We start from the raw sequence: 14,408 nt of genomic DNA on the forward strand, positions 1-14,408 counted from the left end.
GGATGCTACTTACGTGTACGTCGTCGTTCGACACAGGCGCGCTCAATTCGTCCGGGGAAACCTCAAGCTCAATCTATCGAGTGGGTCCGACGACTCCAGGGAGACGGGTCCGCTAGCCTGCGAACGTGTCCGACGATCTCACCGCCCTCAGCGCGCGGCAACTACTGGAGCGCATCGAAGGCGCGCTCCGCGAGCTTCTCCGACGCGGCATCGTCCGCAGCCGGAACGCCCCGCTCGGCGACGTTGCGGAGCGCATCGTGTGGATCGCTCGGGGCGGCACCCTGGAGCCAAACTCAACGAAGTCCCACGACGTGACGACGGTCGCAGGTGATCGCATCCAGGTCAAAGCCCGGATAATGGCGGGCAACGGCGGCAAGTTCAGTCAGTTCCGGTCGTTCGAATTCACCAGCGCGATCTTCATCAGCTTCGACCCTGCAACTCTCGACATCGCCTACGCTCGCGAACTCACGAGTGACGAGGTGTCAGGACACGGCTCGAAGAGCGGGTGGACGAACGCCACGACCCTGACGGGCGGTCGAGCGAAGGGTCTCGGAACAGACGTGACCGACGAAATGCGCGCAGCGTACGAACATCTTGACGAGGGTGTTCACTCGAACTGACCGCGCTACGAGGGGAACGACATCAACGCTTTGTAGGCAGCGACCTCGTCGGCGATGAATTGCCCGTCGAACATCGCACCGGTTTCCACGATGAACTCGCGCACTCGGTCAGCTTGCAAGTCGTATTCGAAGTTGCCCTCGGGTCGGCTGATCTCTCCCGGACGCACATGCCACAGCATCCGGGAGCGTTGCTGTCCAACGATGACCGACCCGCGCGTCGAGACCCGCAGCCCCTCGGCGTCCATCCTCGCCCGCAGCCACTTGCCGTAGGTCGAGAGGGTGCGCTCCCTTGCGTAGAGCCAGATCACCTCCGCCTCGGGGAGCCAGGCGGCAACATCCTGATGCAACGCGACAGCAGCGCCCATCACGTCCTCGGGCTCGACGAGCGGACTCAGGAAAGTCGAGCACTCCAGGATCACGCGCTCTGCGACCGTCCGCCGCTTCACAGTTCGCCCTTCGATCGGGCGAAGTCCGCGAAGACAGATTCGAGGTCCTCCGCCACTACCGGGGTCACGACATCACTGCGCACGGGCAGGACGCGAACGCGAGCCCACAAGCGCATTTTCTCGATCGAATCGCTCGTTGCGGTCGGAAGGCGTCCCGCGAGCGATGTGGTGAGAAGCCACGCGTGACGCACGCGGTGCGGTCGCAGATCGAGGGCTACAGCACCAACGAAGGACGTGTGCTGTGATCGTGCTCCCCGAAGATCACACGGTCAGCATCAAGCTCGTGGACAGCATCGTGCAGTGCAGGGTCGAGACGATCGCGACCGACGAGGACGACATCGAGGTCGAACCACGATCGTGCTCGGTCAAGCGCCGAGGCTATCTCCGAGCGCCATTCGACCGACGCAGTTCCAGGGAACGCCAGCACCAAGTGCTCTATGTAGAGGGTCGCACGCATGAGGCTCCAAAGGAGGTCGGAATCGGACGCTTTGCATCATGGTCGGAAGCTGCCGAGATGCCGCTCGATTCCGTTTGCGTCGGTCCCGACCATGATGCACTCGTGGTTACAGGAATCAGGAAGTACGAATCAGCCAAGGGCGTGCGCTACAAGGCGCGCTACCGCAAGCCAGACGGACGTGAGGGCTCAAAGGCGGGCTTCCGCACGGAAGCCTCCGCGAAGGCGTTCCTGCGCGATCTGGAGCAGTCCCGCGCGCATGGAACGTTCGTTGACCCCGCGCGGGGTCGGGAGACCATCGCGGTCGTCGCTGAGGAGTGGTTAACCCGCCGCCGAGCCGCGACCGCGCAGCGCAACGGGAAACTGTCCACGCTCGCTCGCGTCGAAGGCATCGTCGAGAAGCACATCATCCCCGTGCTCGGCGATCACCGCGTCGGGGCTCTGACGCAAGCCGACGTGGACGCTTGGGTGAACACCCTCTCAGGCGAAGCGGAGAGCATCCGTAAGTACGTCTCCGTTCTGCGCGGCATCATGAAGCACGCGATGCGCTCGAAGCGGATCGCCGTGAACCCCGTCCACGACCTGACCCTCCCCAAGGTCGTGCGGCAGAAGAAGCGTTACCTGAGCCACGAGCAGGTCACTGCGTTGCATGACGCGGTGAATCGCACCAACGACGGTGAATCTCACGGCTACGGGGTGATAACGACACTTCTCGCGTACTGCGGGCTCCGCTGGTCGGAGGTCTCGGGGCTCCGCATCGACGATGTCGATTTCGAGAAGCGACGTATCCACATCGGACACACCATCGTGCTCGTTGGCGGACGGCAAGTCGAGGACGTTCCGAAGAACTATGAGGCACGCGAGGTGCCTATCCCCGGATTCCTCGCGACGATGCTCACCGAGCACGTCGAGCGTCGGGAGATTGAGATCGTCGAGGATATCGCGCGGCTGACCGCACACCTTGAGCGGATCACGACCCGCGAGCAGCAGATTGCCGACCTTCGCACGAAATACAACACGATGACCGCCTACATCGCCGAGGTCACCGAAGCGCGCCGGGTGCTCAACGAGCGCATTGCGGGCATCAATGCAGACCGTGTGCAGCGCATCGCCACCGAACTGCCCTACGAGGCTCTTGATGAGTCGATAGCGCGCGCGGAGCGCAAGCTCGCACGTCTCCCCCGTCCTGAGGTGCTCACGAAGCGTCGCGACGGCATTCCAGCGAAGATCGAGCGGCTAGAGAAGCGTGCCGCGAAAGACCCGCGCCAGAAGGAGATCATCGAGCAGGGGCTCGCGGCGCTCGCGCAGAAGCCGCTGTTCGTTGGTGCCCGAACGCGCACCTGGCTGCGGAATGCAACGTTCCGCTCCGGGTGGCTGACTCCTGCGGTCGCGCTCATGGATGCTGAGGCTCGGGCGGCGGCGCTGAAAGCAGACCTCCCCATCCCGCGTCCACTGGGTGACCTGGAGCCGCACGAATTGCGTCACACATGCGCCAGCCTCGCGGTGAGCGCGGGCGCGAACGTGAAGGTCGTGCAGCGCCTCCTAGGGCACGAGAAGGCGTCGGTCACGCTCGATGTGTACTCCGACCTCTTCGAGACCGACCTCGACGACGTAGCGCGGCGGATGGACGAGATCGTCTGGGCGATGTCAGCCGACACCGACTTCTCTCGCGGTGCGTCCGAAACGCGTCCGATTCCAGAGGACGACCCGGTCTGGCAGAAGTGATGCGTCCGAAATGCGTCTGATTGGGCTCTGAGCCTTCCCCAACGGTTCCGTGTCCTGACAACGAAAAAGCCCCCGATCCCTGTGTTTTCAAGGGAATCGGGGGCTTTTCATGTTGGTGACCCCAGCGGGATTCGAACCCGCGTTACCGCCGTGAGAGGGCAGCGTACTAGGCCGCTATACGATGGGGCCGTCTGGCGAAACGTTTCCGTCGCGCGACAACCGTTCAAGTATGCCACGGCGATTCTCACTGCGCCAAATCGGCGCCGCCCTGAGACGAATCCCGGGCGTGGCGCACCGATTCCGTTTGCCGTGGGCGACCTGAAGGAGTTGACTCATGCCATGCGCGTCACCAAGTTCGAACATGCCGCCCTCCGTCTCGATGCGAACGAGAAGACCCTTCTGATCGATCCCGGATCGTTCACGGCACCCCTGAACGACCTCACCGATCTGGTGGGAATCGTGATCACCCATGAGCATCCGGACCACTGGACGACCGATCACTTCGACCGCCTCCTCCGCGCAGCGCCCGGAACGCCGATCTTCGCGCCCGCGGGTGTCGCCCGCGCGGCCGAGGGATACGACATCACGGTGGTCTCCCCCGGAGACACCGTGGAGATCGGCGGATTCACTCTGCGATTCTTCGGCGGAACGCACGAGGTCATCCACGCCTCTCTCCCGACGGTCGAGAACGTCGGGGTCCTCGTGAACGACGAGCTCTACTACCCCGGCGACTCCTACGCGGTTCCCGAGGGCGTCGCCGTCGGCACTTTGGCCGCGCCGCTCGGCGCCCCCTGGCTGAAGATCGGTGAGGCGATGGACTACGTGCTCGCTGTCGCCCCGCGCCGCGCGTTCGGCACCCACGACATGACGCTGTCCGTGATCGGCAGGAACATGCACCGACAGCGACTGCAGTGGGCCACGGAGCAGGGCGGCGGCGAGTTCTTCGTCCTCGAGCCCGGCGAATCCCTCGATCTCTGAGCATGGCGGACTCCCCCGCCGCCGAGCTCACCCTCGCCGAGCGTGATGTGCGAGAGCTCCTCCACGGTGTCGCGCCACAATGGGCAGCGCTTCCCCTGACGCGCGTCGCTGAGGGATGGGACAACGTCACGTGGCGCCTCGGGCCCGACCTCGCGGTGCGCATCCCCCGCCGCGAACGCGCGGCGCCTCTGATCAGGCACGAACAGCGCGCCCTCCCTGCGATCGCCCTCCGCCTCGCCCCCACGAACGTCCGCACCCCTCTTCCGGTGTTCGCCGGCGCACCCACGCCGATGTTCCCCTGGCCGTGGTCGATCGTGCCGTGGCTTCCGGGAAGCCAGGCGCTCGGTCGCGCCCGTCGCGACAACACCTCCTGGGCGGCAGAGCTCGCCGCGGTGCTGGTCGCCCTGCACCATGACGCGCCCGTCGATGCGCCCCGGAATCCCGTGCGCGGCGTCCCGTTGAGTGCTCGTAATGAGAGCATCCGCTCGCGCCTCGACGACCTCGCCCCAGCGCTCGCGGAGCCTCTCGATGCCCTCTGGCAGACGGGCCTGGACGCCGCACCCGCGGCCGAGAGCACCTGGATCCACGGTGATCTGCACCCCGGCAACATCCTCGTCGACGGCGACCGCCTCTCCGCACTGATCGATTTCGGTGATGTGACCTCCGGCGATCCCGCCTACGATCTCGCCGCGGGGTGGCTCGCCTTCGACGCCGAAGGCCGACACGTGTTCCGGCGCGCGACGGCATCGAGATACGACGACGCCACCTGGATGCGCGCTCGCGCCTGGGCAGCAGCCGTCGCGGCCATCCTCTGCCATTCGAGCGACGATCGCGAGGACCTGCGCGCGCTCGGCCACGACACCGCTCTGGAGCTGTCCGGCGGTTCCTCCTCCTGCTGAGGCCGCGCGCGGGGGCGGGCGACCGACGTGCGGGGCTCATCCTTGCCACAGGTTTTCGGACGTGGTGTACTGACTGCGCAGTAGCGTGTTACCCATCACTCATCTGAACGGAGATCACCATGACGACCGTACGATCCAGAACGAAGATGATTCTCGGCGCCGGGATTACCGGCGCCGCCGTCATCTGCGCCAGCCTGCTGATCGGGCCCGCAGCAGGCGCCACGACGAATGACGGCACGACGCCGCCGGACCAGGACGAACGCGCACTGTCGCGCATCATCGGGGGCCAGGCGGTCCCGAACGACGCCTACCCGTTCATGGCTTCGCTCCAGGCCGGCGGCGAATCCTTCTGCGGGGGCTCGCTCCTGGGCCCGACGCTGGTGATGACCGCAGCGCACTGCGTCACCGGCACGGACTCCCTCACCGGTCTGCCGACGATCGACGTCGACGGCGTCTCGGTGGTCGTGGGTCGTACGGTGCTGTCCGACGGTACGCAGGGACAGGAACGCGGGCTGTCCGAGTCCCCCGGCGGCGAGCCCATCGTCCATCCACGCTACCTCGCCGGCGACAGTGCCTATGACGTCGCCTTCCTCGTGCTGGACGCGCCTGTCCAGGGCATCGTCCCGGTGAAGCTGCCGACCAAGGGGACGGACGCCCTGCTGCGCCCCGGCCAGAGTGCGACCGTCATCGGCTGGGGGAACACGGACACCGCTCTCGCCGACTTCCCCGACCGTCTTCGTCAGGTACAGGTGCCGATGCTCGCGACTGCCGAGTGCGAGCTCAGCTACGGTGCTTTCCGGCCCGGCGTCAACCTGTGCGCCGGGGTCGTCGGCAAGGACTCCTGTCAGGGCGACAGCGGCGGCCCCCTCTTCCGCCAGCCGCCCGCTCGCGAGACCGCCTATCAGATCGGTGTCGTCTCCTACGGGGACGGATGCGGCGGACAAGGAGCGCCTGGGGTGTACGTCTCGTTGAGCTCTGCCGACCTGTGGGACACGATGGCGGAGAGCAGCGAAGGCAAGGCCCTCAAGGAGGCCCTCGGACGCTGAGCAGTCGGGGCCGCGCAGGCTCAGTCCTGTGCGGCCCTGACCCGGAGGTCCCGCGCGAGGTGGTCGCGCTGCTCGACCACGAGACGCCGCAATGCCGCAGGCGCCGCTGTGTTGGCGGCCAACCACGCGTCGACGGCATCCAGGGAGTCCCCGGCAGGGAACAGACCGATGACCAGCCGTCGTGCGATCTCGATGCTGCGCTCGTCCCAGGCTTGGACGATCCTGGCGAAGTACTCCGCGTCGAACCCGGCGATCAGGTCGCGCCGCCCGCCGGCCCGGAAGCCGCTGATCTCGGCATCGAGGTGATCGTTGCTGAGCGCGAGATCCTCCCAGGCGGACTGCCACGCGTCGCGACGTACCGCCGCATCCGGGCGCGATGCCCGAGCCCGGCGTGCGGCTGTTCGACCGTCGCCCGTGTCATCCCGCTGCTCTTCGACCGCCACATCGGCCAGGTCGGCATGTCCGGTGGTGACGAGCGCACCGAGCAGCTGCCAGCGCAGGTCGGGATCGATGACGAGTCCCTCCGGCGCATCACCCTCGAGCAGTGCTCGCACCTGTGCATGATGCTCGTCGTCGAAAGCGGATGCGGTCGCGAACGCCCGTGCCCAGGAGAGCTGCGCGTCACTGCCGGCCTCGGCGGATACCAGCGCGCTCCACACGCCGTCGGTCCACGTCCGCTGCTCCTCTTCGCGGCTGGTCGCGGAGACATAATGGCGGATCGTGTAGATCGCGTTGGCGAGGACTCCCGTCAGCAGCCCGATATTGGACTCGTGAGGCGCATGGGAGCGGACGATCGCGAGATAGCGCTGCGCGGCGAGTTCGCCGTCGCGCGTCGCATTCCACAACGACGACCAGACGAGTGCACGGGCCAGCGGATCGTCGATCGCCGAGAGGGATTCCTCGACGGTGACGAGAGAGCCCTCGTCGAGACGCGCCTTGACGTATGTGAGGTCATCGTCATTGAGCAGGACGAGATCGGCCTCGGGCAGGTCGAGCTCCGTGCGTTCTCCGACCACGTCGAGCTCGCGCTGCTCACGGCGGACGATACGACCGTCCGCGCGCTCGTACAGCCCGATCCGGAGTCGATGCGGCCGTGGGTCGGTCTGCACGAGGATCTGTCGTCCCTCTGGGTCGGTCTCCGTCCAGAGCGTCGACACGCCGGACGTCTGCAGCCATGCCGTGGACCAGTCGCTCATATCGCGCCCCGACACGGCGCTCAGCTGCACCAGGAAGTCGTCGAGGGTGGTGTTGCCGAACGCGTTGACGGCGAAGTAGCGCCGCGCCCCCTCGAAGAACGCCTCGTCCCCGACGAAGGCGACGAGCTGCTTGAGCACGGCGGCGCCCTTGGCGTAGGTGATCCCGTCGAAGTTCAGCTTGGCGGCCTCGAGATCGGTGATGTCCGCCACGATGGGGTGCGTCGTCGGCAGCTGGTCCTGCTGGTACGCCCATGCCTTGCGACTCGCGGCGAACTTGACCCACGCATCGTGATAGCGCGTCGCGACCGCTGAGGCGTGCGCTCCCATGTAGTCGGCGAAAGACTCCTTGAGCCACAGATCGTCCCACCACGTCATCGTGACGAGATCGCCGAACCACATGTGGGCCATCTCGTGCAGGATCGTGTTGGCGCGAGCCGCGCGCTGCGCATCGGTCGCCGCGCCGCGGGAGAGGTACGACTCCGTGAACGTGACCAGACCGGGGTTCTCCATGGCACCGAGGTTGTACTCCGGAACGAAGATCTGGTCGTACTTGCCCCACGGATACGGGGAGGCGAAGGCGTCGGTGAAGAAGTCGAGACCCTGGCGTGTGACCTCGAGGATCTCCTCGGCCTCGAGGTGCGGAGCGAGCGACCTCCGGACGAACACCCCGAGCGTGACGCTCTGCTCGCCGCGCTGCCACTCCCCATCCACGCGGGAGTACGGTCCCGCAGCGACGGCGGTGATGTAGCTCGAGATCGGCAGCGTGGGGGCGAACTCCACACGTTGCACACCGACGCCGAGGTCGGTATGCGTCGGAGACTGGTTGGAGAGCACCTCCCATCCGGTCGGCGCGTCCACCACGAATGTGTACTCGGCCTTCATGTCGGGCTGCTCGAAGCATGCCATGACGCGTCGCGAATCCGCCGGCTCGTACTGCGTGTACAGATAGGTCTCATCGTCGACGGGGTCGTGGAAGCGATGCAGTCCCTCACCGGAACGGCTGTACGTTCCGACCGCCTCGACCCGCACGAGGTTGGACGCGGCGAGCCCGGAGAGCGAGATGCGTGCCCCGTCGTAGACGATCTCCTGGTCGACCCCGTTCACGGAGACCCGCTGAACGCCCTCGCCGATGAAGTCGAGCCACGTCGTGTCGGTGGTCGCGTCGAACTCGAGCGTCGTCACGCTGGGGAACCCGGTCCGAGCACGCTCCGGCGCTCCGGTCAGATCGAGCTCGACGCGGATGCGGTGCACGGTGACGGCAGCGGATCGCGCTGCGGTCTCCTCGCGGGTGAGGTTGGCTGTGTCCATGCTTCCATCCTGGCATCCGGAGGCGAGGCGGGCAGACCCTCGTGCGACGGATCAGGCGTTCTGGAGACGATGCCCGATCTCGGCGTAGACCTGTGCCGAAGCGTGAGCGCGTGCCTCGGCGGACTCCTCGTCTTCTCGCACCCGCGCGATGGACGAGAGAATCGCATCGCTTCGTGCCACTTCGGCACGATCACCGGTCGCCTCTGCGATGCTCCGGGCCTCCTGTGCGTGTCGTTCAGCCTCGTGCAGGACCGCGCCCGCATCCGCCGCGTCTTCCGTGTTCGCAGACAGCAGGATCTCGGCGAGGGAGTTCGCAGCCTCTGTCGCGATCAACGGCGAGCCCGCGCGCTCCGCCTCACGGAGGATCTGTTCCGCGGCAGCCTTCGCCTTCCGGACATCTCCCGCTCGTCCGTCGATACGCGCGTGCAGGAGCACGAGGTCGGCAGAGGTCGCATACTCGCCCGCGGTCGCCAGCGTCTGCATCGCAGTCGCACAGAGCTCGCGGGCGCGAACATCATCGCCTCGTGCCTCCGCGACGAGGGCCAGAGTGCGCCGGACGAAGGGCAGCGGCTCGCCATTCGACTCGTCCAACAGCCCGTGCAGCTCCACCTCCGCGTCATCGAGTCGACCGATGGCGAGGAGCAGCAGCGGGCGGTTGCCACGGACGACGGCGATGTTGAGCTCATCGCCTTCGGCCTGCGCCATGGACAGGGCACTCGCGTAGCGCTCCAGCGCCTCCGGATAGCGGGCGAGGATACGAAGGGTGTCGGCGTGATTCCCGGTGGCACGGCCCTCGACGATCCGGTCCCCCGCGTCCCGTGCGTGCGCGATCGCTCGTTCGTACGATTCCACAGCCTCATCGAGGTGACTCATCCAGCGCTGCACGTTGCCGATCTGATTCCACGTGCGCGCCAGCGCCGCACCCGAGGCGATGCGGCGCACGCGATTGAGGGTCACCAACGCTTCGTCGAGGCGCCCGAGCTTTTCGGCGCAGTGCGCGATGCCGAGGGCGATGTCCGGGACCAGGTCGAGCCCCTCTCCTCGCGACGCGAGATCGTGCAGCCGCAGCGACTCGTTCCAGAACGACCAGCGTGAGAGCGCGGGATGCGCCTCGATCGCCAGCCGCTCCACCGAGGAGTCGAGGCCGTGCTCGCGGGCCGCCGCCGCGACCGCGAGCACCGTCGTGACCGCACGTGCGGCGAAGTCGGGATCTTCGCGGATCCGCGCGAGCACCGCAGACGCGGACCTCTCCACGAACCCTCTGCGGGTGGACGACGGGCGCAGTGATCGTGACCGAGACGCAGCGAAGGCGAAGACCGTGTCGTGCATGCGCACCCGGCCGTCGCGCAGTTCGACCAGATGGCGGGCGTGCAGCCGGTGCAGATCGCGGGCGGACGACGCCCCGCCCGCGGCCAGGAGCACTCCTTCGTCGATGTCCCTGTCCAACAGGGCGACGTCCGCGAGCAGGGCTTCCTCGGAGGGGGACAGCGACCGGGTCGCCGCCTCCAGGACGGAGCGGATGCGCAGATCACGAGGCTCGTGCTCGAACCGCGATGCGAGATCCTGGAACGACCAGCCCTCGTGCTCCCGCACGATCCCCGCCAGCATCGCGAGATCGAGAGGGAGACCCCCGCCGACGGCGACGATGCGGCGCAGCGCATCCGCGTGCACGTTCACGTCGGCGTCGGCATCGGCCCCTGACGACGCGTCATCCCCCCGGAGGAGATGGGTGAGGAGTCGGAGGGCTTCGGCGCTCGTCATCGGTGGGACGACGATCCGCGCCACGCGTGCACCCATCGCCGAGATCCGCTCCTCCAGGTCGGCGAGGTCGACGCGCGTCGTCACGATGAATCGCACACCGGGGACGAGCAGCGCGGCGAGACGCCTGGCATCGCCCGCGTCCTCGATGATCACGGTCATGCCTCGCGCCGCGGACTGCAGCCCTTCGCGCAGCCGCGACAGCTCGTAAGGAAGAGAGCGGACGCCGAGGGCTCCCAGCATCCGCCGGAGGACGTCGATCGGGTCGGCTCGGGGACGATCCACGTCCGATTCGCGCAGATGCACGGTGAGCACGGGTGACGGACCGGCCAGCGCCGTCGCGAGAGTGGTCTTCCCCGCTCCCGGCAGACCGGTGAGGAGGAGGATTTCGGCCTCGGGGACCGAGGCCAGCAGCTCTTCCCGTCCGACGTTCGCTCCCGCCGCGTCCCGAACATCGAGCGTCACCTCGACGTGCACACCCGCTCTCTCACCGTTGAGGAGACGCGCGTTCTCCCGCCAGATGCCGGCTTCGGCATCGTCACCGCCGAGGGCGAGCACGATGTCGCCGACCAGGCGTTCATCGAGTCGCCTCCGCCCCGGGCGGAAGCAGTCGTACACGGTCACCTTGGGCGGCTCTGCGCCGTCGCGCAGGCCGCCGATGCGACGGGCGATCTCGGCATACGACGGTGATCCCGCGTTCGCGCGCATCCGTCCGAGCCCCAGACAGAGCTCGTCGAGGGTGCGCGGCGCGGGCATGGGTCGAGCCTATGGCACGCCGTCGCGGCGACGGACGGCGGCCGTTCGGGCTCGTTCGGAGTCGGACGGCCCTGTGCTCATCACCCCTATGCTCGCTCGACGGAGAGGCCGACCGCGACCTCCCGGACGAGGAGACAAACCCCATGACGACACGTGCAGCGATCGCAGCGAAACTCGACGACTTCTCCTTTCAGAAGATGAACTTCGGCGGGTTCCTGATGAACAAGCGGGCCAAGAGCTCGCACGCACTGTGGACCCGCACCGCCGACAAGGGCGTCACGGAGCTGACGCTGCTCACCACACGGGACTACGGCGAGGGGAACGTGTACGACGTCGCGGCCTTCACCCTCGACGGAACCGTGCCCGCGGAGGTCGTCTCCGAACTCCGGCAACGAGCGGATGCCCTCGCCGACCAGGTCAACCTGCGCGCACACGGCTATGTGTACACCTGCCTCGAGCCCTGGGACGGGGGCGGCACCATCTGGATCTCGAAGAAGCCCGAGTTCCGCGCTCTGAGCCGGCTGGACCAGGGGATCTACGTGATCCCGATCCAGCGACTCACCGGCACGGTCGAGCCGCGTTGGCTCGCGTGGGCACGTGAGGGCGATCAGCTGAACGTCGCCATCGTGTACAAGCCCTGACGGTGCCGACGCTCCTGGAAGGCGAGTCCGCCCCGCACGCCGACGAGCGCGTGCCGGGCGGCCTCGCCCTCATCGGGTCGTCGCTGGCAACGGTCGGCATCGCCGCCGTGATCGCGTTCTACCTGCTGCCCGTGGGCTTCGGCCTGACCGGCGCGACGCTCGTGCTCGCGCAGGTCGCCGCGATGCTTCTCTGCGCGGCGATCGTCGCCTCGTCGACGATCGCCGTTCGCCGGCATCATCGACATCGGGCCGCTCTCGCCGCCGTCGCAGAGACACTCGGCTGGGAGTTCCGCACGGATATCGGCGACCGCGTGTGGGGTGGCTCCATCGATGAACAGATCGATCGCGGCGCCCGAACCGCACGGGATCATCTGGACGCGCGACACGCGGCCCTCCCCTTCGACAGCATCGAGCGCACGTTCGTCGTCGGCGACCGCGAGGGGGCGACGATGCACACGGTGCGGGCGGTGCGGATCCCCCTTCCTTCCGAAGCGCCGCGTATCACGCTCCGATCACGGCGCGGCGGCGGCGCACTCAGCGTGCTCCCCCGACGTCCGACGGGCGCGTCCCGGATTCGACTCGAGGGCGACTTCAGCGACGTCTTCGAGGTTTCGGTGCCGGCGGGCTACGAGACGGATGCGCTCTACGTGCTCACACCCGACCTGATGGTCGTGCTCCTCGACCAGAGCGCCGACCTCGATCTGGAGATCATTGACAGCACGCTCCACGTGTACTTCCCCGCCGTCGACCTGACCGACGATGAAGAGCTGCGCGCCTTCCTCGCCGTGATCGCTGCCTTGTACGACCGCTTCGGACGCCGCACCATGCTCTATCGCGACGAGGCCGCCGAACCGCTGGACCCGGCGTCCTACCGCCGCGACGGCGACACTCTCGCCGATCGGGCACGCGGGGTCGACACGCGCGTGCGATGGTGGCCCGTTCTCCTGGCAGTGGCCACGCCCCTGGTGCCGATGCTCATCGCCGTCGTCTGGCTGCACTTCGTCGGGTGACCTTACGTGAGATCTGCGGTCCGCCGAGAAGACGCCGGATGGCCGTCTCAGGGGTCACCGAGAGATCGAGTGTCCGTCCGCGCGCGTACTGACTGAACACCCGTGGATCGATGTAGCTTCCGCGTGCGACGGCGGTCGTGTTGCCCAGCGCCGTCGCCGCCGCCTGCACGGCGAGGCGCTCCGCCTGGCTCCGGTGGTTGCGGCTGTCGAGCTCACCGATCCGAGCGAGGGCGTCGGCCGCGATGATCGTGCCGTGAAGAGTGCGGAAGTCCTTCGCCGTGAAAGCGGCACCCGTGACATCTCGGAGGTACGCATTGACCTCGGCGGGTGTGATGCGTACCCGCCGACGCCCTCGGCGGTACGCAAGCAGGAAGGCCGCAGACTTCCCCGCGGCGAAGTCGGTCAACGCCTCGGCGAGCGTCTCGTCGGTGATCTCGATCGACGCCGTACGGCCGCTCTTGGCAGGGAAGGAGAGCGCCAGTTCGCTCCCCTCCACCCGCACATCCCGCCTCCGCAGTGTGGTGAGACCGCGGCTCCCGTGGCGGACGAGATACCGTTCCGACCCGATGCGGAGGGCCGCATCGTCGAGAAGCCGGAAGGCGACGGCGAGGGCGCGCTCCTTCGTCTGCCCCTCCTGCGCGAGCGCACGGGTGACATGGGCCCTCGCTCGAGGAAGCGCGGCCGCGAGATCCAGCGCCCGCACGAACTTCCGGCGATCCCGGGTGACTCGCCACAGCGGGTGATAGAGGTACTGCTTGCGTCCCGCGCCATCGACGCCGACCGCCTGGATGTGCGCGAGCGGGTCGGCCGCGATCCACACGTCATGCCACGCGGGTGGGATCACGAGGTCGTGGATCCGCTCCCGATCGGCCTCGGGCGCCGTCTCACCGGCCGGGTCGACGTAGCGGAATCCGGATCCGGATCGCACACGTCGGAAGCCCGGGTCCTCCCCCGGAACCACACGGATCAGTCTCGCCATGCTGCTGCCTCCCTCGAATGCCTTCGATCGAGGATGGCGGCGCCGTGGGATACGCGGAAGGGAGTGGCGTCGCGGCGACGACCGTGCTATTCCGCGGTCGGCTCGATGTCCGGTGCCGCGAACGTGCTGCGCATGTGATCGCTCGTCAGGAAGTCGGCGATACCGATCATGATCAGGCTGAAGACGATCTGCTCCGACACCATCCAGAGCGGATAAAGGCCGGGGATCGCCGCCATGACCAGCGTGATCACGGGGAAGATCTGGGCGAACAGACGCAGGCGCTGGTACGCCCACCGCCACCCGCGCTGCGCTCGCCACGCGAAGTAGAACAACGTCGCGGTCATCGCGAGCACGACGAGGGTGCGCATCCAGACCGCGAACGACACGGACTCGCCATCGACCGCCAGCACCAATGCGACGATGACCGCACCGACGCCGATGACGAGTTCGACCACCAGGAGCCAGAGAATCCAGGTGAATGCCTGGACGGTCTTGGGATGCGTGCGGTCCGCCTCGCTGATCGCGACGCCGGCCTTTCGTCCACCGGCGATCCGGTCCAAACGGAGGAAGAGAGACTCCAGAGCCATGAGGG

The 14,408-nt window shown here is 67.4% G+C and carries 12 protein-coding genes and 1 tRNA gene; 7 read left to right on the top strand and 6 right to left on the bottom strand.

Annotated elements, in window-relative coordinates:
• Positions 1-125: 125 nt before the first annotated feature.
• Positions 126-620 carry a hypothetical protein gene (locus B2869_RS12175; RefSeq protein ID WP_292766922.1) on the top strand — a complete coding sequence of 165 codons (495 nt, stop codon included), beginning with the start codon at positions 126-128 and terminating at the stop codon, positions 618-620.
• 5 nt (positions 621-625) lie between these two features.
• On the opposite strand, the gene B2869_RS12180 is transcribed toward B2869_RS12175, so the two are convergent.
• Positions 626-1,039, bottom strand: a complete 414-nt coding sequence (locus B2869_RS12180) for a hypothetical protein (protein ID WP_292766925.1) — start codon at positions 1,037-1,039, stop codon at positions 626-628.
• Positions 1,040-1,349: 310 nt separating this feature from the next.
• Here B2869_RS12180 and B2869_RS18770 point away from each other — a divergent pair, with 310 nt between their 5' ends.
• Entirely contained in the window at positions 1,350-3,245 is a 1,896-nt protein-coding gene (locus tag B2869_RS18770; RefSeq protein WP_414683273.1) for a tyrosine-type recombinase/integrase, read from the top strand.
• Between the two features lie 113 nt (positions 3,246-3,358).
• On the opposite strand, the gene B2869_RS12195 is transcribed toward B2869_RS18770, so the two are convergent.
• A tRNA-Glu gene (locus tag B2869_RS12195) sits at positions 3,359-3,434 on the bottom strand.
• Positions 3,435-3,584: 150 nt separating this feature from the next.
• On the opposite strand from B2869_RS12195, the gene B2869_RS12200 reads away from it, so the two are divergent.
• The 3 genes from B2869_RS12200 (at position 3,585) to B2869_RS12210 (ending at position 6,168) form a co-directional block, all read left to right on the top strand.
• Positions 3,585-4,223: an MBL fold metallo-hydrolase gene (locus B2869_RS12200; RefSeq protein WP_292766928.1), complete on the top strand. Its 639-nt coding sequence runs from the start codon at positions 3,585-3,587 to the stop codon at positions 4,221-4,223.
• A gap of 2 nt (positions 4,224-4,225) precedes the next feature.
• Positions 4,226-5,122, top strand: a complete 897-nt coding sequence (locus B2869_RS12205; RefSeq protein ID WP_292766931.1) for a phosphotransferase — start codon at positions 4,226-4,228, stop codon at positions 5,120-5,122.
• Positions 5,123-5,241: 119 nt separating this feature from the next.
• Positions 5,242-6,168 carry a S1 family peptidase gene (locus B2869_RS12210; protein WP_292766933.1) on the top strand — a complete coding sequence of 309 codons (927 nt, stop codon included), beginning with the start codon at positions 5,242-5,244 and terminating at the stop codon, positions 6,166-6,168.
• Between the two features lie 20 nt (positions 6,169-6,188).
• On the opposite strand, the gene pepN is transcribed toward B2869_RS12210, so the two are convergent.
• Positions 6,189-8,672, bottom strand: a complete 2,484-nt coding sequence (pepN, locus tag B2869_RS12215) for an aminopeptidase N (protein ID WP_292766936.1) — start codon at positions 8,670-8,672, stop codon at positions 6,189-6,191.
• 51 nt (positions 8,673-8,723) lie between these two features.
• On the bottom strand, positions 8,724-11,186 hold the full coding sequence (locus B2869_RS12220) for a tetratricopeptide repeat protein (protein WP_292766939.1): 2,463 nt from the start codon (positions 11,184-11,186) through the stop codon (positions 8,724-8,726).
• Positions 11,187-11,329: 143 nt separating this feature from the next.
• Between B2869_RS12220 and B2869_RS12225 the strand changes: the two genes are divergently transcribed.
• Both B2869_RS12225 and B2869_RS12230 read left to right on the top strand, forming a co-directional pair.
• Entirely contained in the window at positions 11,330-11,827 is a 498-nt protein-coding gene (locus tag B2869_RS12225) for a hypothetical protein (protein ID WP_292766941.1), read from the top strand.
• A 2-nt stretch (positions 11,828-11,829) separates the two neighbouring features.
• Positions 11,830-12,837, top strand: a complete 1,008-nt coding sequence (locus B2869_RS12230) for a hypothetical protein (RefSeq protein ID WP_292766944.1) — start codon at positions 11,830-11,832, stop codon at positions 12,835-12,837.
• On the opposite strand, the gene B2869_RS12235 is transcribed toward B2869_RS12230, so the two are convergent.
• Together B2869_RS12235 and B2869_RS12240 are read right to left on the bottom strand one after the other, a co-directional pair.
• Positions 12,803-13,816 (bottom strand): DNA topoisomerase IB, encoded by a 1,014-nt coding sequence (locus B2869_RS12235; protein ID WP_292766946.1) that lies wholly within the window; start codon positions 13,814-13,816, stop codon positions 12,803-12,805. The two genes, B2869_RS12230 and B2869_RS12235, sit on opposite strands and share 35 nt — an antisense overlap.
• Before the next feature lie 86 nt (positions 13,817-13,902).
• Positions 13,903-14,403, bottom strand: a complete 501-nt coding sequence (locus tag B2869_RS12240; protein ID WP_292766949.1) for a hypothetical protein — start codon at positions 14,401-14,403, stop codon at positions 13,903-13,905.
• Positions 14,404-14,408 lie beyond the last annotated feature (5 nt).

The organism is Microbacterium sp. UBA3486 (assembly GCF_002377845.1).
GTDB lineage: Bacteria > Actinomycetota > Actinomycetes > Actinomycetales > Microbacteriaceae > Microbacterium > Microbacterium maritypicum_A.

What these genes read in the sequence shown, in the direction of transcription:
- B2869_RS12205 (WP_292766931.1), top strand. Translation starts at nt 4,226, where the DNA reads ATGGCGGACTCCCCCGCCGCCGAGCTCACCCTCGCCGAGCGTGATGTG.
- B2869_RS12220 (WP_292766939.1), bottom strand. Translation starts at nt 11,186, where the DNA reads ATGCCCGCGCCGCGCACCCTCGACGAGCTCTGTCTGGGGCTCGGACGG.
- pepN (WP_292766936.1), bottom strand. Translation starts at nt 8,672, where the DNA reads ATGGACACAGCCAACCTCACCCGCGAGGAGACCGCAGCGCGATCCGCT.
- B2869_RS12235 (WP_292766946.1), bottom strand. Translation starts at nt 13,816, where the DNA reads ATGGCGAGACTGATCCGTGTGGTTCCGGGGGAGGACCCGGGCTTCCGA.
- B2869_RS12240 (WP_292766949.1), bottom strand. Translation starts at nt 14,403, where the DNA reads ATGGCTCTGGAGTCTCTCTTCCTCCGTTTGGACCGGATCGCCGGTGGA.
- B2869_RS12200 (WP_292766928.1), top strand. Translation starts at nt 3,585, where the DNA reads ATGCGCGTCACCAAGTTCGAACATGCCGCCCTCCGTCTCGATGCGAAC.
- B2869_RS12210 (WP_292766933.1), top strand. Translation starts at nt 5,242, where the DNA reads ATGACGACCGTACGATCCAGAACGAAGATGATTCTCGGCGCCGGGATT.
- B2869_RS12225 (WP_292766941.1), top strand. Translation starts at nt 11,330, where the DNA reads ATGACGACACGTGCAGCGATCGCAGCGAAACTCGACGACTTCTCCTTT.